The following is a 20,984-nucleotide window of genomic DNA, read 5'->3' as shown; positions in this document are numbered from 1 at the left end:
CGATGGCAGCCCAGGCAATCACGCTCGCCCGCCCCTACGCCCGCGCCGCTTTCGAGTTGGCGCAGGCGGATGGCACACTCTCCGCCTGGTCGCAGGCGCTGGCTTTCGCTGCGGAAGTAGCGAAAGACCCGCGCGTGGCTGCGTTCAGCACCGATCCTCGCGTGCAGCCGACCCAACTGGTTGCTCTGCACCTGCCCAATGGCGACAAGGCTGACGGTGCGTTCGGCAAGTTCCTTGGGGAACTGGCTGAAAAGCGTCGCATGACGCTGCTGCCGGAAGTGGGTGCGCTCTATGAAACCTATAAGCGCGAAGCGGAGTCACAGTTGCTGGTGAAAGTCACCAGTGCCATGGCTCTGGATGCTGCGCAGACCGAACAGCTCAAGGCATCGCTCAAGCGCCGCTTCAAGCGCGAGATCGAACTGGAAACCCAGGTCGATCCTTCGCTGCTCGGCGGTGTGGTGATCGATACCGGCAGTGAGGTGATCGACGGCTCTGCCCGTGGCCGCCTGGAACGCCTTGCCAGCGTCCTCACAAATTAGTTTCACGCGAAGTCCTTTTCGCGAAGAGCAAAAACCGGCCATCCGTGGCCGGACTCTTGAGAAAAGCTATACACATTTAGGATCACGACCATGTCCAGCTCCACTCTGAACCCGTCCGAGATCAGCGAACTGATCAAGAACCGCATCGAGCAGTTCAAACTCGGCGCGGAAGCCCGCAATGAGGGCACGATCATCAGCGTGTCCGACGGTATCGTGCGCATCCACGGCCTAGCCGACGTGATGCAGGGCGAAATGATCGAACTGCCGGGCAATGCCTTTGCATTGGCGCTGAACCTGGAGCGCGACTCCGTCGGCGCCGTGGTGCTTGGTGAATACCAGCACCTGCGCGAAGGCGACACCGCCAAGACCACCGGCCGCATTCTCGAAGTGCCGGTTGGCCCAGAGCTGCTCGGCCGCGTGGTCGACTCGCTGGGCAACCCGATCGACGGCAAGGGTCCGATCAACGCCAAGCTCAGCTCGGCGATCGAAAAGGTTGCACCGGGTGTGGTGTGGCGTAAGTCGGTCGACCAACCGGTGCAGACCGGTTACAAGTCCGTCGACTCGATGATTCCGATCGGCCGCGGCCAGCGCGAATTGATCATCGGCGACCGTCAGACCGGCAAGACCGCGCTGGCCATCGACGCGATCATCAACCAGAAAGATTCAGGCATTAAGTGCATTTACGTCGCCATCGGCCAGAAGCGTTCGTCGATCGCCAACGTGGTGCGCAAGTTGGAAGAGAACGGCGCATTGGCCAACACCATCGTGGTCGTCGCTTCGGCTTCCGAGTCGGCCGCGCTGCAGTACATCGCGCCGTACTCCGGCTGCGCCATGGGCGAATACTTCCGTGACCGCGGCGAAGACGCGCTGATCATCTATGACGATCTGTCCAAGCAGGCCGTGGCCTACCGTCAGATCTCCCTGCTGCTGAAGCGCCCGCCGGGCCGCGAAGCGTATCCGGGTGACGTGTTCTATCTCCACTCGCGTCTGCTTGAGCGCGCCGCACGCGTGTCCGAGGAGTACGTGGAGAAGTTCACCAACGGTGAAGTGAAGGGCAAGACCGGCTCGCTCACCGCGCTGCCGATCATCGAAACGCAGGCTGGCGACGTGTCCGCGTTCGTGCCGACCAACGTGATCTCGATCACCGACGGCCAGATCTTCCTGGAAACCGACCTCTTCAACGCCGGCATCCGTCCGGCCGTGAACGCCGGTATCTCGGTGTCGCGCGTGGGTGGTTCGGCCCAGACCAAGATCGTGAAGAAGCTCTCGGGCGGCGTGAAGCTGTCGCTGGCTCAGTACCGCGAGCTGGCTGCGTTTGCGCAGTTCGCTTCGGACCTCGATCCGGCCACTCGTGCCCAGCTCGACCGCGGTCAGCGCGTCACCGAGCTGATGAAGCAGAAGCAGTACGCACCGCTCTCGATCGCCGAGCTGGCGCTGTCCGTGTACGCCTCCGATAAGGGCTACCTGGATGATCTGCCGGTGAACAAGGTGTTGCCGTTTGAGAAGGGCCTGCATGACTTCTTCCATCAGAACCACGGTGAACTGATGAAGAAGATCGTGGCCACGGGCGACTGGAACAACGACATCGAGGCGACCTTCAAGTCCGGCCTGGATGAGTTCAAGAAGACCGGTAGCTGGTAAGTAAAGCTGGGAGTTTTCAATCGGGAATAGGGAATCGTTGCAGCACGTTCCACTCGCTTTGGCGATTCCCGATTCATCCTTCCCGATTCCCTTGAGCGAGCACAGCGAGCAGAGCAAATGGCAGGCGGACGCGAAATCAAATCCAAGATCAAGAGCACGCAGAACATGCGCAAAGTGACGCGCGCGCTCGAAATGGTCTCGGCCTCCAAGATCCGCAAGGCGCAGGATCTGATGAAGGCGTCGCGTCCCTATGCGCGAGCCATGCGCAAGGTGATCGCGCACGTCGCCCAGGCCAGCACGGATTTCAATCATCCGTTCCTGACCGAGCGCGCGGACATTGCGCGTGTGGCCTTCGTCGTGGTCAGCACCGACCGCGGTCTCTGCGGCGGCCTCAACTCCAACCTGTTCCGCCGTCTGCTGCCCGCGATCCGCGAGTGGCAGGACAAGGGTGTGCAGGTCGACGTGCTGGCCATCGGCCAGAAAGCCACGCAGTTCTTCCGCCGCATCAAGGGCGTGAATCTCACCGGCAGCGTGACCCATCTGGGCGAACGTCCGAAGCTCGAACAGCTGATCGGCGTGATCAAGGTCGTGCTGGACGCGTACTCGGAAGGCAAGCTGGACCGTGTGTTCCTCGCCTACAACGACTTCGTCAACACCATGACGCAGAAGCCGACCGTCGATGCGCTGCTGCCGTTGCCGGCAGTGGCCGCGGAACTGGAAGCGCAGCATGTGTCCGGTGCCGCGCTGGAACAGTCGCACGACTGGGACTACATCTACGAACCCGATGCCGCCACCGTGCTGGAGCACGTGCTTGGGCGCTACATCGAATCGGTGGTGTACCAGGCCGTGTTGGAAAACCTCGCCAGCGAACACGCCGCGCGCATGGTCGCGATGAAGTCCGCGTCGGACAACGCCACCAAGGTGATCGGCGAACTGACGCTCAGCTACAACAAGGCGCGTCAGGCTGCGATTACCCAGGAAATCTCGGAAATCGTCGGCGGCGCTGCGGCGGTTTAATACAACGTATTCATGGCGACGCGTTAGCGGCGCCGAGACAAAACACTTAAAGATCTATTCGGAGCACATCCATGAGCCAGGGCAAAGTTGTACAGATCATCGGCGCGGTTATCGACGTCGAGTTCGCACGCGATCAGGTGCCGCAGGTGTATGACGCGCTGAAGATCGACGGTACCGCCATCACGCTGGAAGTCCAGCAGGTGCTCGGTGACGGCGTCGTGCGTACCATCGCCCTCGGCTCCACCGACGGTCTGAAGCGCGGCCTCCTCGCGCGCAATACTGGCGAAGGCATCAAAGTGCCGGTCGGTAAGGCAACCCTCGGCCGCATCATGGATGTGCTCGGCAACCCGATCGACGAAGTCGGTCCGATCGAAGCGAAGGATCATTGGGTCATCCATCGCGAAGCGCCGGCTTATGACGAGCAGGCTCTGGCCAATGAGCTGCTGGAAACCGGCATCAAGGTGATCGACCTGGTGTGCCCGTTCGCCAAGGGCGGCAAGGTCGGCCTGTTCGGTGGCGCCGGTGTAGGCAAGACCGTGAACATGCTCGAGCTGATCAACAACATCGCGACCCAGCACTCGGGTCTGTCGGTGTTCGCCGGCGTGGGTGAGCGTACCCGTGAAGGCAACGACTTCTATCACGAAATGCAGGACGCCGGCGTCGTGAAGCTGGACAACCTGCCGGAGTCGAAAGTGGCGATGGTGTACGGCCAGATGAACGAGCCGCCGGGCAACCGTCTGCGCGTGGCGCTGACGGGCCTGACCATGGCCGAATACTTCCGCGACGAGAAGGACGAGCACGGCAAGGGCCGTGACGTGCTGTTCTTCGTCGACAACATCTACCGCTATACGCTCGCCGGTACCGAAGTGTCGGCGCTGCTCGGCCGTATGCCGTCGGCAGTGGGTTACCAGCCGACGCTCGCCGAAGAAATGGGTGTGCTTCAGGAGCGCATCACTTCTACCAAGACCGGTTCGATCACCTCGATCCAGGCCGTGTACGTGCCCGCCGACGATTTGACCGACCCGTCGCCGGCCACCACCTTCGCGCACTTGGACTCCACCGTGACGCTGTCGCGTAACATTGCGGCACTGGGTATCTACCCGGCTGTGGATCCGCTGGATTCCACCAGCCGTCAGCTCGATCCGCAGGTGGTTGGCCAGGAGCACTACGACGTTGCGCGCCGCGTGCAGGGCATGCTGCAGCGCTACAAGGAACTGAAGGACATCATCGCCATTCTCGGTATGGACGAACTGTCCGAAGAAGACAAGCAGGTGGTGTACCGCGCACGTAAGTGCGAGCGCTTCTTCTCGCAGCCGTTCCACGTGGCCGAAGTGTTCACCGGCGCCCCGGGCAAGTACGTGACGCTGAAGGAAACCATCCGCGGCTTCAAGATGATCGTCGACGGCGAAGTGGACCACATCCCTGAGCAGGCGTTCTACATGGTCGGCGGCATCGACGAGGCCATCAAGAAGGCCGAAGACATGAACGCCAAGAAGGCGGCCTGATAAGCCGGGAGTCGTCCATCGGGAGTGGGAATCGTTAGGCACGCCATAGCGGCTTTTGCGATTCCCGATTCGCCTTTACCGATTCCCATTGAGCTAAGCGAGAAATCCTATGAGTACCATTCGTTGCGATATCGTCAGTGCCGAGGCCGAGATCTTTCACGGTGAAGCGGTGATGGTCGTCGCCACCGGCGAGCTGGGTGAACTGGGCATCACGCCGCGTCATGCGCCGTTGATCACCCGCCTCAAGCCTGGCCATATCGACGTCGTCCTGCAGGGCGGTGAGCGTCAGCAGTTCTACGTTTCCGGCGGCATTCTGGAAGTGCAGCCCCAAGTGGTGACCGTGCTGGCCGATACGGCTGCACGTGCTGCGGATCTCGACGAGGCCGCCGCGCAGCGCGCCAAGAAGGAAGCCGAAGACGCCCTGGCCAATCGTACCGATGCCGTCGAAGTGGCCGAGGCGCAGAACAAGCTGGCCCAGGCACTGGCTCAGCTGCAGGCGCTGGAGCGTATGCGCAAGAACCTGAAGCACTGAACGCAGCAGTTCTCTTGAAGCAAAAGGAAAGCGCCGGCCTTGTGCCGGCGTTTTCATATGCGCCACCATCGCTCCCATCAGGGTGCGGGGAGCGAAAGAATGATCCGGGGGTGCGGATGTCTGGCCGTTGCCTGTATGGCGCTCGCGGCTTGCGCAACGCCGTCGCCGCCGCCTGAAGCCGAACCGGCGGCCGGCACGCAGGGCTATCAGCCTGGCCAAGACCAAGTTACCCATGGCTTACTGCCGATCAGGCGCGTCGCACCGGTCTATCCGCCTGTGGAGCTGGGCATGTGTCCAGCGCCTGTCGACGTTCAGGCACAGCTGATCGTCGATAAAAAGGGGCGCGTCAGCGAGGTCCGTGTGAGCGATGAGCTGCAGGCCGGCGAGCAACGGCGCCGCTACATCGACGCTGTCAGGATGGCGGCCTCGTACTGGAAATTCCAACCGCTGGAAGTCGATCACTGGGTCAAAGATCCCGGCGGCAAGCAGCATCTGGATAGAGAAGAGCAACCCTTCAGCCAAATTTACGTATTCCATTTCGAATGCGACGACGGCAAGCGCAGCACGACTATCGTTAACGCGCCAGCAACCTAGCCGCGTTGTGCCTCAAGCGGGAGCGCCTGAACCGGTATCCTTACTCCCATCCAGCTAGTGTGAGCCGCCATGAGCCAGCTACCTCTGCACGTCATTGTCCTCGCCGCCGGCGAAGGCAAGCGCATGAAATCGAAAAAAGCCAAGGTCCTGATGCCATTGGCAGGCAGACCCTTGCTGGCGCATGTGCTGGCGACGGCGCGAGCATTGCAGCCGGAGGCCGTTCATGTGGTGTACGGTTTCCACGGCGATCAGGTGCTGGCAGCGTTCGACGGTCAGTCGGATTTGCGTTGGACCTTGCAGGCCGAACAGCTCGGAACAGGACATGCGGTAGGCCAGGCATTGCGTAACGTGCCCGATGAGGTTCAGGTACTGGTCCTCTATGGTGATGTCCCGCTTACCCGCGCTGAAACGTTGCAGCGTCTGATAGAAGCCGAGGGTAGCCTGGCCATGCTGGCGACGCGTGTTGCCAATCCGCAGGGCTATGGTCGCGTGCTGCGCGACGGCAACGGCCTCGTGCGTTCCGTGGTCGAAGAAAAAGATGCCGATGATACGCAGCGCGCGATCAACCTGATCAACACCGGCATCCTGGCTGGCGACGCGGCTTCGCTTAAGCGTTGGATCGCGCGCCTGGATCGCAACAACGCGCAAGGCGAGTATTACCTCACCGACATCTTCAAGCAGGCGGCGGCGGAAAATCATTCAGCACAGTGCATCGAATGCGATGATCCGCTGGAGGCCGCAGGCGCCAACACGCCCTGGCAACTGACTGAGCTGGAAGATGCTTATCGCTTGCGTGCCGCGCAGACGCTCGCGGTGGAAGGCGTGCGCATGGCTGATCCGCGTCGTCTCGATGTGCGTGGCGAGGTGAAGGCAGCGCGCGATGTGCAAATCGATATCGACGTGATCCTCGAGGGCGATGTGCAACTCGGCGAGGACGTACATATCGGTCCCTATGTGCGACTGAAGAACGTGCAGCTCGCCGCCGGCACGATCGTGCATGCGCATTGCGATCTGGAGGGCGTCGTCACACATGGCCCCTGCATCATCGGCCCGTTTGCGCGGCTGCGTCCGGGCACGGAACTGGCTACCGGTGTGCATGTCGGCAACTTTGTGGAAACCAAGAAGACGTACATCGGCGAAGGCAGCAAGGCCAATCACCTTAGCTATCTGGGCGATACGGTCATCGGCCGCGGCGTTAATGTCGGCGCCGGCACCATCACCTGCAATTACGATGGTGTGAACAAGTTTGTCACGACCATCGAAGACCACGTCTTTATCGGTTCGAACAGTGCGCTGGTTGCGCCTGTCACGATTGGCGAGGGCGCCACCATTGGTGCAGGTTCAGTCATCACCAAGAACGCACCGGCCGGTGAACTGACCGTTGCGCGTGCACGGCAGTCCACACTTCCAGGCTGGAAACGACCGGTAAAGCAGCCGAAATAACCGCATTTTGTTGTGGTCTGAGGCGTTGATCGCTGCGTTCAGCTGTAACGCCAACCGTCGATCTCCACCAGCAACTCTCGACGGCAAACATCGCCGTGCATCAGCAATACCGGTACGCCGGGCAGACGCTGCTGCAGGATCTCGCGCACACGGTACGCGTCGGTGGGGTGACGCACGTAAGCCTTGAGCGGCGAATGGGTGTCGAAACCGGCGGGCATATCTGCGGTCGCGAGCAGTGCTTCGAGATTGGTCAAAGTCTCGTTGAGTTGCGCCTCAAGATCGCCTTCGTGCGCGGACGCATGGCCAACGACTGCCGCGGTACCGGAAATCGCCAGCGCGTCGCGTGCGGGCATCAACATGGCGCGAGCAAAGCCGGGTGAGGTGCGGCCGTATTGCCGTGGATAGCGCCAAGCGCTGACCTGACGCGGGTTTTCCACCGCTTGGCCGGCATCGGCGCTGGCCAGCAGGTAGATCTGCAGCACGTGCTGGCGGTCGTGATGACCGATCGCGGTGGCGGCGGGAAAGCCGTTGGCAAAGAAGTCGCCGAGCCCGGCGGCACGGCCATCGCAGAATTGCTTGTAGCGTTCCGCGTCGTCATCGCCATCGTTGATATTGGCGATGTAGTTCCAGATGCGAAGCACACAGCGTTCGTCACGTGTGCCCATGAATTGGCACAGCGCCGCATAAGCCTGGCGCGCCGCGGACTCGATGCCGCCGGCCTCGTGCTCGTTCACTTCGACGGCGGCAAACAGCCAGCCGCCGCCGCTGGACCAGCGCACCGCCTCTTGCTGGCCACAGACGACCGTGGCGTCGACTTGCCATAGCTCGATCGGCGCAGGCGCATCAAAGCTTTCCAGGGCAACACGGAGCCAGCGCGGATCGTCGCTGTCCGGTGATCCGGTGCCAAAGCCAAAGGCGGCCAGGGTGCCGGGCTCGGTCAGAACCGTGCCTGGGTCTGCCATCCGGTAGGTGACATGAGGAGTACGCGACAGGCCCAATCGGACCTGTAGGTTTTCGCCTGCCTGAACCATGCTTGCAACCGAGAACGACAAGGCCCCTATGTTACACTGGTCGACCGCTCCAGCCCGGGGGTTGGCAGCGCAAGCCGGAGCAATGAAACACAGCATGCCCACGCAGACCGCCGCCGAACACGAACTGGCCCTCCTGATCGTGGACGCTCTTAATCTGGAGACGATCGATCCTGCACAGATCGATCCGCACGCGCCCCTGTTTGGTGGCGACCTGGGATTGGACTCCATCGACGCGCTCGAAATCGCCTTGGCCGTGTCAAAACGCTATGGCATGCAACTGCGCTCGGATCATCCGGACAACCAGCGGATTTTCAGCAGCTTGCATGCACTATCCGAGCATATCGAGCGCGAACGGACGGTCTGATCCTGCCGCGGCCAGTGGCGCGCGGGTCGTTTTTCGGCGTTAAGGCCCCTGACAGGTGGGGTCAGCATCATTCAGACCGTACTCCCTCCCACCGGCAGCACGACGTGGATCCAGCCAACGCGAGCGACAACGGCTATCGAACGGTATTCCGCGTACCCGCGGAGCATCCCTGCCTGCCCGGGCACTTCCCCGGGCAGCCGCTGGTGCCGGGCGTGGTGCTGCTGGAACAGGTCGCCGAGGCGCTGCGTGCGTGGCGTCATCAACGCATGGCGCAGGTGGTGGAGGCGAAGTTCATGGCTCCGCTTTATCCCGGCGAGCAAGCCGATCTGGTGCTTGGCGAGAATGCGGGGCGTATCCGTTTCGAAATTTTTCGCGATAGCACGGTGCTGGCGCGCGGTGTGATCGAGGGCTCGGTATGACCGCGCACTGGCAGGAACAGCGTGAAGGTGGCAGCCGCGCTTCGATTGGCTTCATGGTGAATGTGGCCTTGCGTTGCGGCCGCGGTTTCATCCTGTTCTGTCTTTATCCGATCACGCTGTACTACTTCCTGCGCCGCGGTCTGGAGCGGCGTGCCTCGCGCGATTATCTGACGCGCCTGTTTGGACGTCCCGCGTCGATGTGGCAAGTGTTGAAGCATCTGCACTGCTTTGCCGTGACGATGGCCGACCGCATCTATCTGCTCGCGCACGGCGAGCGCGGCTTCGATATCGAAGTCAATGGTCTGGACGTGTTGCAGCAGTGCATTGCACAGGGTCGCGGTGTGCTTCTGGTGGGCTCGCATCAGGGCAGCTTCGAAGTATTGCGCGCGCTCAGCACGCGTTGCCCGGAAGTGCCATTGCGCGTGCTGCTGGACAAGCAGAAAACGCCGGCGATTACTGAGCTTCTGGAATCCCTGGCGCCCGAAGTGGGCGACGCGGTGATCGATGTGTCGCAAGGTGGCGCAGTGATCACGCTGGCGGCCTCCGAAGCGTGTCGCGCGGGTGGCATGGTGGCGTTGCTGGCCGATCGCGGCCGCGCGCACGAAGCGTTGCGCCGAGTCGATTTCCTCGGGCAGCCCGCGCCGTTTCCAGTCGGCCCGTGGCTGCTGGCTAACACCTTGCAAGTGCCGGTGGTGCTTTGCTTTGGAATGTATCGCGGCGGGCGTCGTTACGCGCTCAGCTTTGAGCTGTTTGCCGAGCGTGTGGAGATCGCACGCGAAAGCCGCCAACAGGCACTCGACAGCATCCTGCGCCGCTATGCGCTGCGGCTGGAGCACTACGCACGCCTCGAACCCTACAACTGGTTCAACTTCTACGACTTCTGGCAGCAGGATGATGCGGCCCCGGTAGCACTGACGCGTACCCGCGCCATGCCCGAAGCCTGAGCATGTCCGTGCAGATGCATTGGTCCGAACTGATCCCTCATGCTGGCGCGATGCGCCTGCTGGATCATGTGATGGATTGGGATGACCGGCATATCCACGTGATAGCTGAACGTCATCGTCCGGGTCACCATCCGCTGCAAAACGGCATGCATCTGCATGCCGTGCATCTGACCGAATACGGTGCGCAGGCGTCCGCCGTGCATGGCGCGTTGCTGGCGTCGGCGCGTGGCGAAGCGTGCGTGCGTGCGGGTCGGCTGGTCAGCCTGCGTGATGTGCAGTTGGCGATCGAATATGTCGACCTCGCAGGTGGTCATCTGGATGTTCATGCCGAATGCCTGCTGGCCGACGAGCGTGGCGCACAGTATCTCTTCAAGGTTGAGCAACGCGGGCTGGCACTGGCGTCGGGTCGCGTGGCAGTGATCTATACCGCGCAATAGCCTTGCTAGGCTGCTCGCGTGGAATAGCTGTCGTCGATCACCAGCGGCTGCGCGCGCGAACGGTTGTAGCTGGCGAGCAGGCTGCCGTAATGGAAGACGCTTGCGGCCGTGTACATGGCGATGCGCATCACGTCGCGTACCGGACTGAAATGGCTCAGGCGGAACGAACCTTCGTAACGCGAAGCAATCGGCACCGAGATAATGCCGAGCCCTTTCTCACGCGAGGCGGCGATCAGGACGGCGGCCTCGAACACAAAGTTCTGTGCGTCCAACTCCACCAGATCCAGCGCACTGCGCGGATACCAGCGCTGTCCGCTTTGCGTATCGGCCACTGGTTGCGCGCAAGCCCATGAAATGGCCCAGTCGGCCAGGGCATTGGCGCGGCGGCGTACCTTGGGTTGTTGTTCGCGGTGCAGCAGGCGCGCGCCGATGACAAGGTGGTCGGGAAAACGTTTACCGACTTCGACCAGTCGCGGGATGTCTTCCGCCAGATGCTGACCGTCGCCATCCATGGTGACAACCGCATCAAAACCGCGGCTCAGGGCTTCGCGAAAACCGGTACGCAAGGCTTCACCCTTGCCTTGCCGATGCGAATGGCGAAGCAGGGTGATGGGCAGGGCGCTGACGATCTCACGTGTACGATCGTCCGAGCCATCGTCGATCACGATGACTGGAACGCCGAGGCGCAAAGCGGATTTCACAACATTGCCGATCGCCTTCTCTTCGTTCAGGCACGGGATCAGCACACACCAGCGCAATGCATCGTTCACGCGGATACCTCCATCTTTACCAGCAATCCACGCTGTGCAGACGCGGCCACCACGCACTCACCACCGTTGTTGGCCAGCATGGCCATCAGCGGCAGGCAGGCTGCAGACGGATTGTCGCGCATCCATGCCGTGCAGGTCGCCGGCAGCAGCGCGTGTCTGGACGTCTCCTCAACCAGCGCAAGATTCAGTTGTGGCATGCGTCCATCAGCGGCTGGAGAAAGTACCAGTGCCGCGCCGAACGCAAGCTGACAGCCGATCAGCTCACCCAGCGGTCCGACGCCGGCAGTGTCGCTGCAGACCAGCAGCACGGGGCATTGCTGGGCGCATGCCTGCACTGCTGCCTCCAGCAAGCCGGCGCCAAAACTTGCCGGTCCGGCGCAGATGGCGCTCGAAGGTGCATGGCAATCGGTAGCGATAGTCCAATAACCGGCCGATGCGTTGTGTACCGAATTGTGGAAGCGTGTCGGGGAAAGTTCGGTCGGCGTTTTTGCAAGGACGCGACACATGTAGTCGGTCGTGGCCTGATCGCCGTAGGCCGAGGCGAACACGCAGGCGAGGCTGTCGGCAGAGCGACGGCTCATGTTCACGGCTTGCAACGCGACTTCCATCGCCACCAAAACGCTTTCCGGCGCGCGGCGGCGTTCGTTGATCGACAAAGCCGACGCAGTCGGGCGTGTGACAGATTCCAGCGGCACATCGCCGCCCAGCACACGGCGCAAGGCATCAAAATCGGTGGCTTGCGGCGTCCAAAGACCTATGCCTTCGATTTGTACGCGCAGCGCAGTCATGCGTTGTCCCCCGCTGTCGTGCGTGCAAACGCCAGGCAGGCATTGCTGCCGCCGAATCCGAACGAGTGGCTGAGCGCAATCCTTATCGGGCGTGATTCATTGCGCCAAGCGAAGTGCGGCGTGCATGCCGGATCGGGCGTGTTGACTCCGGCATTGCCGGGAACAAATCCTTCGCGCAAGGCGAGCAGTGTGATCGCGGCTTCGACGATACCGGCAGCGCCGAGGGTGTGGCCGGTGAGCCCTTTTGTCGAACTGACACGCGTGTGGGGCGGAAACAGACGAGCGACCAGCGCCGCTTCCATCGCGTCGTTCTTTTGGCTCGCTGTGCCATGCAGGTTGATGTAGTCGACATGGGATGCGTCGATACCGGCGCGTCCGAACAGATCATGCAATGCGAGTTCTGCGCCAGCGCCGCTCGGATCGGGTGTGGACATGTGGTGCGCATCGCTGGATTCGCCGCAACCGAGCAGATGCAGGGTTGCCTCGGGGTTGGCATCGGCGCGTTCCAGCAGCGCGAAACCGGCGGCTTCGCCAATCGAAATACCGCGCCGCGCGGCATCGAACGGGCGGCAAGGTTCCGACGATACCAATTCGAGCGCGTTGAAGCCGAACAGCACACTGTCGCAGAGCGAGTCGACGCCGCCGACGACGGCGGCATCCACGATGCCCAGCCGGATCAACCGTTCCGCCCCCGCAAACACCTTCGCGCTTGAAGAGCACGCAGTGGAGATGGTCAGGCAAGGGCCGTGTAGATCCAGTGCCTCGGCGATGAATCCCGTCAGCGAATGCGGGTTGTGGATGGCAGAACGATGCAGGTCGTCAGGCAGCCGATTATCGGCAAGTCGCCGGTAGCCTTCCTCGGTGGCGCCGATGCTGGCCGTGGACGTGCCCAGCAACAGCGCGATCCGCGTGGCGCCGTAGCGTTGCCTAGCCGCATGCACCTGCCCCAGGAAGCCGTCCTGATTCAGACCCAGCCACGCCAGGCGATTGTTGCGGCAGTCCCACTGGGCATAGTCGTCCGGTAGCGGCCGGCTTTCCACGCCATCGACACGACCGATCCAGCAAGCCAGCGGCGTGGTATTGAAATCATTGGGCCGCAGCCCGCTGCGTTGTTGGTCGAGTGCCTGGAGATGGGCGCACAGACCGGCGCCGACCGCGGATGTGGCGGTGTAGGCCGTGACCGCGAGAGGAGGTGACGTAACAGACATGTCATGAGCCTAGCCACGGGTCTGGGGCTTGCCTAGAGCTTGCCCGATGCACCTGCCGGGCACCGTTCACAGTCCGCGGCGCCCTACCGCATCTTCATGCGGATGCGGTCTTGCTAAGCTTCGCAGTGCACCACGTATCGATGGATGGACGGGACGGATGAGCAGCGAGCAGATCGAACGCGCCGAGCAGTTTTTGCGGACCTTGCAGGATCGCATCTGCGACGCCGTCGAACGTGTCGATGGACAAGCGCGGTTTACCGAGGATGCCTGGACGCGTCCCGCCGGCGGTGGCGGTCGTACCCGCGTACTGCGCGAGGGCGCGGTGTTCGAACAAGCCGGCGTGAATTTCTCACTGGTGCATGGCGACAAGCTGCCGCCAAGCGCGACGGCGCATCGGCCGGAACTCGCGGGAGGCAGTTTCGTGGCGACGGGCGTGTCGCTGGTGCTGCATCCGCGCAATCCGTATATCCCCACCACGCATGCCAACGTCCGTTATTTCGAGGCAAGTAAACCGGGTGTCGAATCGGTGTGGTGGTTCGGTGGCGGCTTCGATCTCACGCCGTTCTATCCGTTCGATGAAGACGTGCGACATTGGCACACTGTGGCACGGGATATTTGCGAACCGTACGGTTCGGACGTCTATTCGCGCTATAAAAAATGGTGCGATGAGTACTTCTATCTCAAGCACCGCGGTGAAACGCGAGGTGTCGGCGGCTTGTTCTACGACGACCTCAACGAAGGCGGTTTCGAGCGTTGCTTCGCCTTTACGCAAGCGGTGGGGCAGGGATTCCTCGATGCGTATCTGCCGATTGTCGAACGCCGCAAGGACACACCATGCGGCGAACGCGAGCGCGAATTTCAGCTGTACCGGCGCGGCCGCTACGTGGAATTCAATCTCGTGTACGACCGCGGCACGCTGTTCGGTTTGCAATCAGGCGGCCGTACCGAATCGATCCTGATGAGCCTGCCGCCACGCGTGCGTTTCGAATATGCCTATCAGCCGGACGAAGGTTCCGCTGAGGCGCGGCTTGCGGACTACCTCAAGCCGCGCGAATGGGTGTGAATCCGTAGCGCGAAAATCGTCCTACATGCTCGGCGCGGCGCCGTGGAAGATGTTGGCCTTGGCGCCTTTCACCGGGCCAATCTGCGCACTGTCACTGACATCGAGCACCACTTCGCGGCGGAAATCCAGCGTGCCGGTCACCACGGCGTGCGGACCGATCACGATGTGTGGATTGCGGTTGTTGGACCAGCCCCAGCTGTGCGTTTCGTCCACCACGATGCCGCCTTCCACACGCGAATTTTCACCAATCGTGATGTCGCCGGTGGCGGTTTCAATACCGCCGCCGACGTGCGCGTGATCCAGCGTGATCGAGCCGTTGGTGGTCGTTGCGCTGCCAGCCACATCGGCACGCGGATCCAGTGTGATGCTGCCGTTGGTCGTCGCGATCTTGCCGCTGACGCGACTGCCTTCGCCCAGCGCGAGGCGTCCGTTGACCGTGTGCAAGCTGCTGGCTTGGGCGTTGCTGCCCAGCTCCACCGATCCATTGACCGTACCGGCGCTCTGCACCACGGCGCCGTCGCCAATGCGCACTGCGCCGTTGACACTGTGAATGTCGCCCGCGTGTTGACCCGCGGCAACCTCGGCGGTGCCGTTGACCTTGTCGATGTCCTGGGCGCCCGCTGCCAAGGGCAGCACTGTGGCGATGGCGAAAGCTAACGTGGCAAAACGCATGAAGGGATACTCCTTATGACGGACATGCATAGGATGCGTCGATGGGCCCGAAGGTTTAGCGTGACTTCCGACAGGGGCGGGAATTGACGAGGTCAGGATGGGGCTTCACCATTCCCCACTCGCCTCGACTCTGATTGAACCGATCCCATGCACAAGCTCGTATTGATCCGCCACGGCCAATCCCAGTGGAACCTCGAAAACCGCTTCAGCGGCTGGGCTGATGTCGATATCACCGAGCAGGGTGCCGCCGAGGCCCGCGAAGCAGGCGAGCTGCTGACCCAGGCCGGCTATCACTTCGATGTGGCGCATACCTCCGTGCTCAAGCGCGCTGTGCGTACCCTGTGGCACGTACAGGACGCGATGGACCTGATGTGGATTCCGGTGCGGACCGACTGGCGCCTCAACGAGCGCCACTACGGCGCCCTCACAGGTCTCAACAAGGCGGAAACGGCGGCCAAGTACGGTGAGGATCAGGTCAAAGTCTGGCGTCGCAGCTACGACATTCCGCCGCCGGCGCTGGAGCGTAGCGCCAACCCGTCCTTGCGCGATCCGCGCTATGCCGCGCTCGATCCGACGTTGATCCCGGATACCGAGTGCCTGAAGGACACCGTGGCGCGCGTGATGCCGTATTGGGATGAGGTGCTGGCGCCGGCCATCCGCTCGGGTCAGCGTGTGCTGCTGGTGGCGCACGGCAATTCGATCCGCGCGCTGGTGAAGTACCTGGACGGCATTTCCGACGACGATATCGTGGAATTGAACATCCCCAACGGCGTGCCGCTGGTCTACGAATTCGACGATAACCTCAAGCCGCAGCGCCATTACTACCTGGGCGATGCCGATGCGATTGCTGCCAAGATGGCCGCTGTGGCCAACCAGGGCAAGGCCAAGTAAGAGCCCGCCAGCAAAAAAACGACTGCGCGCCTGCCTCCGGGCCGCTCGCTACGTTTTGTTGGCAACGCTAAGCCCCTTTGCGCAAAAGGCATGACAGACGTCAGTCGTCGTCATGCCTTTCCATTGCTAAGCTGCCGGCATTTCCCAGACCTCGCAGGCCGCAGCATGGCACCTCACGTCACGATGCCGCTCGTCATGATTCCGCTGATGGCGTTCGCCGTCTGGCGGCGAGTGCGCACTCAGTTTGGCCTTCAGCCGATCCGGCGCAAAAAGATGATCATGCGTGTCGTCATTTTCGCGGTGCTGGGCTGTCTCATGACGGCATTTGCCATGCGCGACATGCACCTGCTGGGCGGCCTCGGTGGTGGACTGGTGGCGGGTGCCGCGCTGGGTCTGCTCGGTCTGCGGCTCAGCCAGTTCCGCATCGATCCGGTCAAAGGCGATTGCTACCTACCCAATCCGTACATCGGCGCGCTGGTGACGGTGTTGTTCCTGGGACGCCTGCTTTGGCGCCTGGCGATGGTCTCGCCGCAGTTGCAGGATCCCACCGGTACTGCCGCCCCGATCCACGGCCCCGACATCGGCCAGAGTCCACTCACCCTGGCGCTGTTCGGCGTTTTTGTGGGGTACTACATCTGCTATTTCGCCGGCTTGCTGATCCATCACCAGCGCCTGCTGCGCAGTCGGCCGGGGCAGCCGGTGTGATAGATCAAAGGGCGTCGTGATCCAGCTCGCCGGTGCGGATGCGTACCACCTGCTCCAGGCTGCTGACAAAGATCTTGCCGTCGCCGATCTTGCCGGTCCGGGCTGACTGCGTGATGGCTTCCACCACCCGTTCCAGCTGATCTTCCGCCACCGCAACTTCCACCTTGATCTTGGGCAGGAAGTCGACCACGTACTCCGCGCCCCGGTAGAGTTCGGTATGGCCTTTCTGACGGCCAAAACCTTTAACCTCAGTGACCGTGATGCCCTGCACGCCAACCTCGGCGAGGGCTTCGCGGACATCGTCCAGCTTGAACGGCTTGATTACGGCCACAACCAATTTCATGAAAATTCCTCGACAGGCGAGCGCAGGCCTGGCTAAACGGTGCAGAGCATACATGCTGCCGGCCGAAAGCAGTCTGCCTCGCCTTGTAGGAAAATGCCTACAGATTCTGATGGAGCTTACCGATGGCGCCGCTTTTTAACTTCTCCTTAGACTGTCATCCGACGAGTTCGAGGTGCCGACCATGATGGGGAGGCAGGATATCGATCAAATTGCCCTTCGACTTGTTTCGTTGGTACCGCCAGGGCTGGCAGACGCGCATAAGGATTTGCGCGCCAATTTTCGCGATATCCTGGCGCAGGGATTGCGCCATCTCGAGCTAGTTACCCGAGAGGAGTTCGATGTTCAGACCCAGGTGTTGGCGCGGACTCGCGCCCGGGTCGAGGAACTCGAGAGGCGCGTGGCGGAGCTGGAATCCGGCGTGCCGCCTCAAGGGGCATAGCCAGTTCCGGTAGCCGCCCCCGATTCGTCACCATCACCCCAAGGAGTCGGGGGCGGCCGTTTTCTTCCGCACCGATTGCCATGGAGTCGCTCGATGGACCGATCAATCAGCGACTCCATGGCCGTACACCCGCCTCACGCCCAATGAGCTTGGCTGTCACGCTAAGCCGTGCCCAGGAGGGCGTTGCTGCGCCCCAGGTCATGGTGGAGGTGCACCTTTCCGGCGGGCTGCCCAGCACTAATATCGTTGGTTTGCCCGAAGCGGCCGTCCGCGAGGCGCGTGATCGTGTGCGCGTGGCCATTCAAAGTGCCGCCTTCGAATATCCCAACCGCAAGGTCACGGTGAACCTTGCGCCGGCCGAGCTACCCAAGGACGGCGGCCGTTTCGACCTGGCCATCGCCCTAGGCATCCTGGCGGCGGGCCATCAGGTTCCACGCGAAAAACTGGACGATTGCGAGTTCCTCGGCGAACTGGCGCTCTCCGGCCAACTGCGACCCGTCTCGGGCGTGCTGCCAGCGCTGCTGCGTGCACGCGCACGCGGGCGCCGGGTGGTGGTGCCGCGTGCCAACGCGAGTGAGGCGGCGCTGATTTCCGAAGTAGATGTGCGTGTCGCCGACTCGCTTACCGATGTCTGCGGCTGGTTGCGTGGTGTCCAGGAACTGCAACCGCCCACCTCCACCTTGACCCTGACCGGCGATGACTCCGGCCCCGATCTGATCGATGTGCGCGGCCAGTTGCAGGCCCGTCGCGCGCTGGAGATTACCGCGGTTGGCGGCCATCACCTGTTGCTGATCGGATCGCCGGGCACTGGCAAGACCATGCTGGCAGAGCGGCTTCCCGGAATCTTGCCGCCGATGAGCGAATCCGAGGCGCTGGAAACCTGCGCGGTCATGTCGGTGACCGGGCAAGCGGTCGATCCGGCGCACTGGCGCCGCCGTCCCTTTCGGGCCCCGCATCACACGGCGTCGGCCGTGGCGTTGGTGGGGGGCGGTTCGCAGCCGCGGCCGGGCGAGATTTCGCTGGCGCACAACGGCGTGCTGTTCCTGGACGAACTGCCTGAATTCAGCCGTCACGTGCTGGAAGTGCTGCGCGAGCCGATGGAATCGGGGCATATCCTTATCTCGCGTGCGGCACGGCAATTGAGTTTTCCCGCCCAATTCCAGCTGGTGGCAGCGATGAACCCGTGTCCATGCGGATACTCGGGCGATGCGCGCCAGCGCTGCCGCTGCACGCCGGACCAAGTCCAGCGTTACCGCTCGCGTATCTCCGGCCCGCTGCTCGATCGCATCGATTTGTGTGTGGAAGTGCCCAGCGTGCCGCTGAATGAACTGATCGCACCACGTGTCACACAAGGCGAGGACTCTGCCACGGTGCGCAAGCGCGTCATGCGCGCGCGGCAGCATGCACTGGCACGTGCCGGCCGGCCGAACGCCGAAATCAGCACGCGCGAACTCGAGCGTGATTGCGCCTTGGGGCCGGCCGAGCGGCGCTGGTTCGATGGGGCACTGGAACGACTCGGTTTATCGGCGCGCGCCTACCACCGGACGCTGCGAGTCGCCCGTACGATTGCCGATCTCGACAACGGCGCCGCCGCACTCGATCGCCATCACTTGGCGGAAGCCCTGCAATACCGGCGCCTGTCTCTGCTCTCAGACTAGACCCGGACTTTCCCTCATGCTTATGTTGCGATACGGCCATTGGACGATGCCGCGAGGGGTGTGCGCATGAAAATCGATCTTGGCTTGATGTTGACCGGCATGCTGGCCATCGGCTTCTTCGCGCAATGGCTGGCATGGCGGGTGAAGCTCCCCGCGATTCTGTTTCTGTTGCTGGCGGGCATTCTGCTCGGTCCGGTGGTGCATGCGCTCGATCCGGACCAACTGCTCGGTCCGCTGCTGATGCCCATCGTTTCGCTGTCGGTCGCGCTGATCCTGTTCGAAGGCAGCCTGACTCTGCGATTCCATGAGCTCTCTGGCATCAGTCATGTGGTGCGAGGTCTGGTCAGCTACGGCGCGATCATTGCGCTGTTGATGTTGGCGGCAGCGGCGCATTACTTCGCGGGACTCGGCTGGGATATCGCCTTGTTGTTTGGTGCGTTGACCTGCGTCACCGGTCCCACGGTCATTGTGCCGATGCTGCGCACCTTGCGACCGAACGAACGCATTGCCAACGCATTGCGTTGGGAAGGCATTGTGATCGATCCGCTCGGTGCTTTGTTCGCCGTGCTGATCTATGAAGCCATCGTCTCGCATCATGAGGGGCATGCGATCGGTGTGTTTTTGCACACGGTCGTGATCGGTGTCGTCTACGGCGGCGTTGCTGCGCTGGTGCTGGCCTTTCTATTGCGGCGACAGTTCATTCCAGAATATCTGCAGAATTTCGGTACGCTGGCGATTGTGCTGCTGTCCTTCACGCTCTCCAACGAGATGGCGCACGATTCGGGTCTGCTGGCCGTCACGATCATGGGTATCGCCCTGTGCAATATGCGTGACGTGCATATCGATGACATCCTCGATTTCAAGGAACATTTGACTGTCCTGCTGGTGTCGATGCTGTTCATTCTGCTGGCGGCACGCTTGAGCTGGCCATTGCCGCCAGGTGTTTTGTGGGCAGGTATTGCCATTTTCCTGGCCGCGCAATTCATCGTGCGCCCGATGACTGTGATCGTTTCCAGTTTTGGCAGCAGCTTGAGCTGGCGCGAGCGCGCTTTGATTTCATGGGTGGCGCCGCGCGGCATTGTGGCAGCTTCGGTTACTGCATTGTTCGCACTAAGGCTGTCCAATCTTGGCGTAAGTGGCAGCGAAGTCTTGGTGCCTTTGGTATTCATCCTGATCATCGGCACCGTGGTTTTTCAGAGCGCGACGGCCCGGCCGCTGGCGCGCTGGCTGAAGGTGGCTGAGCCGGAACCGCATGGTGTGTTGATCTATGGTTCCGACGCCGTTGCACGGGCGATTGGCAAGGCGCTGAAAGAGGTGGGCTTCCACATTCTGTTGGCGGACGATGACTGGGATGGTATTCGTCGTGGCCGCATGGAAGGCCTGAACACCTTCTTTGGAAACCCTGCCTCAGCGCATGCTGATCGCAATCTCGATCTGGTGGGTATTGGCCAGATGCTGGGCCTTTCGACCCATCGCGAGCGCAATTCGCTCGCTTGCCTGCATTACCAGCAAGAGCTGGGTCGTGAAAAAGTCTATCGGTTGCGCAATCTGGCGCCCCAGGAAGTCACGCATCGAAAGGCATTCAACGAACGCCTCCTGGTACCTGCTTTGTTCGAGGACACCATGACGCATGCGCGCTTCGCGGAATTGCTGATACGTGGCTGGCGCATCAAATCCACCGGGCTGAGTGCAACGTTCGACTGGCCACACTTCATCGAGCAATATGGTTCCACATCGTTGCTGATGTTTGGCGTGGATGAGAAAGGCGCGCTGCGTGTGGCGGCGGAGCGGCGGGAATTGGAGCCGCGGCCCGGATGGACGGTGATTGTGCTGGTGCCGCCGGAGGAGTCGGCGGTATCGTAATCCTGACTGCGCGATGATCAGTCGCGCCTCAGCGTCATTCCGGCCTTCGCCGGAATGACGCTGAGGGGAATTGGTCATCTCCGAGTTCTGTGCTCACATAACGGAAAAGAGCGTTAAA

23 protein-coding genes are annotated in these 20,984 nt (G+C 62.0%); 17 read left to right on the top strand and 6 right to left on the bottom strand.

Annotated elements, in window-relative coordinates:
* The first annotated feature begins 2 nt into the window (after positions 1-2).
* The 7 genes from ISN74_RS19105 to glmU all read left to right on the top strand — a co-directional run bounded on the left by ISN74_RS19105 (position 3) and on the right by glmU (position 7,271).
* Complete coding sequence (locus ISN74_RS19105) at positions 3-539, top strand: F0F1 ATP synthase subunit delta (protein ID WP_188795432.1); 537 nt, start codon at positions 3-5, stop codon at positions 537-539.
* Between the two features lie 90 nt (positions 540-629).
* Positions 630-2,180 carry a F0F1 ATP synthase subunit alpha gene (atpA, locus tag ISN74_RS19100; RefSeq protein WP_188795430.1) on the top strand — a complete coding sequence of 517 codons (1,551 nt, stop codon included), beginning with the start codon at positions 630-632 and terminating at the stop codon, positions 2,178-2,180.
* Between the two features lie 117 nt (positions 2,181-2,297).
* Entirely contained in the window at positions 2,298-3,197 is a 900-nt protein-coding gene (gene atpG, locus ISN74_RS19095) for a F0F1 ATP synthase subunit gamma (protein WP_188795428.1), read from the top strand.
* Positions 3,198-3,268: 71 nt separating this feature from the next.
* Entirely contained in the window at positions 3,269-4,702 is a 1,434-nt protein-coding gene (gene atpD / locus ISN74_RS19090) for a F0F1 ATP synthase subunit beta (protein WP_188795426.1), read from the top strand.
* A 109-nt stretch (positions 4,703-4,811) separates the two neighbouring features.
* Positions 4,812-5,234 (top strand): F0F1 ATP synthase subunit epsilon, encoded by a 423-nt coding sequence (locus ISN74_RS19085; protein WP_188795425.1) that lies wholly within the window; start codon positions 4,812-4,814, stop codon positions 5,232-5,234.
* A 135-nt stretch (positions 5,235-5,369) separates the two neighbouring features.
* Positions 5,370-5,828, top strand: a complete 459-nt coding sequence (locus ISN74_RS19080; protein WP_188795423.1) for a hypothetical protein — start codon at positions 5,370-5,372, stop codon at positions 5,826-5,828.
* Positions 5,829-5,897: 69 nt separating this feature from the next.
* Complete coding sequence (gene glmU, locus ISN74_RS19075; protein WP_188795422.1) at positions 5,898-7,271, top strand: bifunctional UDP-N-acetylglucosamine diphosphorylase/glucosamine-1-phosphate N-acetyltransferase GlmU; 1,374 nt, start codon at positions 5,898-5,900, stop codon at positions 7,269-7,271.
* Positions 7,272-7,309: 38 nt separating this feature from the next.
* On the opposite strand, the gene ISN74_RS19070 is transcribed toward glmU, so the two are convergent.
* Complete coding sequence (locus tag ISN74_RS19070; protein ID WP_188795420.1) at positions 7,310-8,302, bottom strand: chorismate transformation FkbO/Hyg5 family protein; 993 nt, start codon at positions 8,300-8,302, stop codon at positions 7,310-7,312.
* Positions 8,303-8,396: 94 nt separating this feature from the next.
* On the opposite strand from ISN74_RS19070, the gene ISN74_RS19065 reads away from it, so the two are divergent.
* The 4 genes from ISN74_RS19065 (at position 8,397) to ISN74_RS19050 (ending at position 10,466) form a co-directional block, all read left to right on the top strand.
* Positions 8,397-8,666 carry a phosphopantetheine-binding protein gene (locus ISN74_RS19065; RefSeq protein ID WP_188795418.1) on the top strand — a complete coding sequence of 90 codons (270 nt, stop codon included), beginning with the start codon at positions 8,397-8,399 and terminating at the stop codon, positions 8,664-8,666.
* 104 nt (positions 8,667-8,770) lie between these two features.
* Entirely contained in the window at positions 8,771-9,085 is a 315-nt protein-coding gene (locus ISN74_RS19060) for an ApeI family dehydratase (protein ID WP_188795416.1), read from the top strand.
* Positions 9,082-10,029 carry a lysophospholipid acyltransferase family protein gene (locus ISN74_RS19055; protein ID WP_188795414.1) on the top strand — a complete coding sequence of 316 codons (948 nt, stop codon included), beginning with the start codon at positions 9,082-9,084 and terminating at the stop codon, positions 10,027-10,029. The genes ISN74_RS19060 and ISN74_RS19055 overlap by 4 nt, the downstream gene beginning before the upstream one ends.
* A 2-nt stretch (positions 10,030-10,031) precedes the next feature.
* Positions 10,032-10,466, top strand: a complete 435-nt coding sequence (locus ISN74_RS19050; protein WP_188795412.1) for a hotdog family protein — start codon at positions 10,032-10,034, stop codon at positions 10,464-10,466.
* A gap of 5 nt (positions 10,467-10,471) precedes the next feature.
* On the opposite strand, the gene ISN74_RS19045 is transcribed toward ISN74_RS19050, so the two are convergent.
* From ISN74_RS19045 to ISN74_RS19035, 3 genes are read right to left on the bottom strand one after another with little or no spacing between them, the layout of a single operon-like run.
* Positions 10,472-11,236: a glycosyltransferase family 2 protein gene (locus tag ISN74_RS19045; protein WP_188795410.1), complete on the bottom strand. Its 765-nt coding sequence runs from the start codon at positions 11,234-11,236 to the stop codon at positions 10,472-10,474.
* Positions 11,233-12,024, bottom strand: a complete 792-nt coding sequence (locus ISN74_RS19040; protein WP_188795408.1) for a beta-ketoacyl synthase chain length factor — start codon at positions 12,022-12,024, stop codon at positions 11,233-11,235. Before ISN74_RS19040 ends, ISN74_RS19045 begins: the two co-directional genes overlap by 4 nt.
* A complete protein-coding gene (locus tag ISN74_RS19035; protein ID WP_188795406.1) occupies positions 12,021-13,232 on the bottom strand; it encodes a beta-ketoacyl-[acyl-carrier-protein] synthase family protein in 1,212 nt (403 codons plus the stop codon). Before ISN74_RS19035 ends, ISN74_RS19040 begins: the two co-directional genes overlap by 4 nt.
* Positions 13,233-13,389: 157 nt before the next feature.
* Here ISN74_RS19035 and hemF point away from each other — a divergent pair, with 157 nt between their 5' ends.
* Positions 13,390-14,295, top strand: a complete 906-nt coding sequence (hemF, locus tag ISN74_RS19030; RefSeq protein ID WP_188795404.1) for an oxygen-dependent coproporphyrinogen oxidase — start codon at positions 13,390-13,392, stop codon at positions 14,293-14,295.
* A gap of 21 nt (positions 14,296-14,316) precedes the next feature.
* Here the strand turns inward: hemF and ISN74_RS19025 are convergent, their stop codons facing one another.
* Complete coding sequence (locus tag ISN74_RS19025) at positions 14,317-14,967, bottom strand: DUF4097 family beta strand repeat-containing protein (protein ID WP_188795403.1); 651 nt, start codon at positions 14,965-14,967, stop codon at positions 14,317-14,319.
* Between the two features lie 147 nt (positions 14,968-15,114).
* Here ISN74_RS19025 and gpmA point away from each other — a divergent pair, with 147 nt between their 5' ends.
* Positions 15,115-15,858 carry a 2,3-diphosphoglycerate-dependent phosphoglycerate mutase gene (gene gpmA, locus ISN74_RS19020; protein WP_188795401.1) on the top strand — a complete coding sequence of 248 codons (744 nt, stop codon included), beginning with the start codon at positions 15,115-15,117 and terminating at the stop codon, positions 15,856-15,858.
* 165 nt (positions 15,859-16,023) lie between these two features.
* Complete coding sequence (locus ISN74_RS19015) at positions 16,024-16,563, top strand: CcdC protein domain-containing protein (RefSeq protein ID WP_188795399.1); 540 nt, start codon at positions 16,024-16,026, stop codon at positions 16,561-16,563.
* Positions 16,564-16,567: 4 nt separating this feature from the next.
* Here ISN74_RS19015 and glnK read toward each other — a convergent pair whose 3' ends face one another.
* The gene (gene glnK / locus ISN74_RS19010; protein WP_188795397.1) at positions 16,568-16,906 is read right to left on the bottom strand and encodes a P-II family nitrogen regulator; all 339 of its coding nucleotides are present in this window, start codon (positions 16,904-16,906) and stop codon (positions 16,568-16,570) included.
* Positions 16,907-17,087: 181 nt separating this feature from the next.
* Between glnK and ISN74_RS19005 the strand changes: the two genes are divergently transcribed.
* The 3 genes from ISN74_RS19005 (at position 17,088) to ISN74_RS18995 (ending at position 20,866) form a co-directional block, all read left to right on the top strand.
* The gene (locus ISN74_RS19005; protein WP_188795394.1) at positions 17,088-17,345 is read left to right on the top strand and encodes an accessory factor UbiK family protein; all 258 of its coding nucleotides are present in this window, start codon (positions 17,088-17,090) and stop codon (positions 17,343-17,345) included.
* 143 nt (positions 17,346-17,488) lie between these two features.
* A complete protein-coding gene (locus ISN74_RS19000) occupies positions 17,489-19,003 on the top strand; it encodes a YifB family Mg chelatase-like AAA ATPase (protein ID WP_188799383.1) in 1,515 nt (504 codons plus the stop codon).
* Positions 19,004-19,069: 66 nt separating this feature from the next.
* Complete coding sequence (locus tag ISN74_RS18995; RefSeq protein WP_188795392.1) at positions 19,070-20,866, top strand: cation:proton antiporter; 1,797 nt, start codon at positions 19,070-19,072, stop codon at positions 20,864-20,866.
* Positions 20,867-20,984: the final 118 nt, after the last annotated feature.

This window comes from Dyella caseinilytica, assembly GCF_016865235.1.
Taxonomy (GTDB): domain Bacteria; phylum Pseudomonadota; class Gammaproteobacteria; order Xanthomonadales; family Rhodanobacteraceae; genus Dyella_B; species Dyella_B caseinilytica.
The sequence above is the reverse complement of the archived record's forward strand: the minus strand, read 5'-3'. Positions and strand labels throughout refer to the sequence as shown.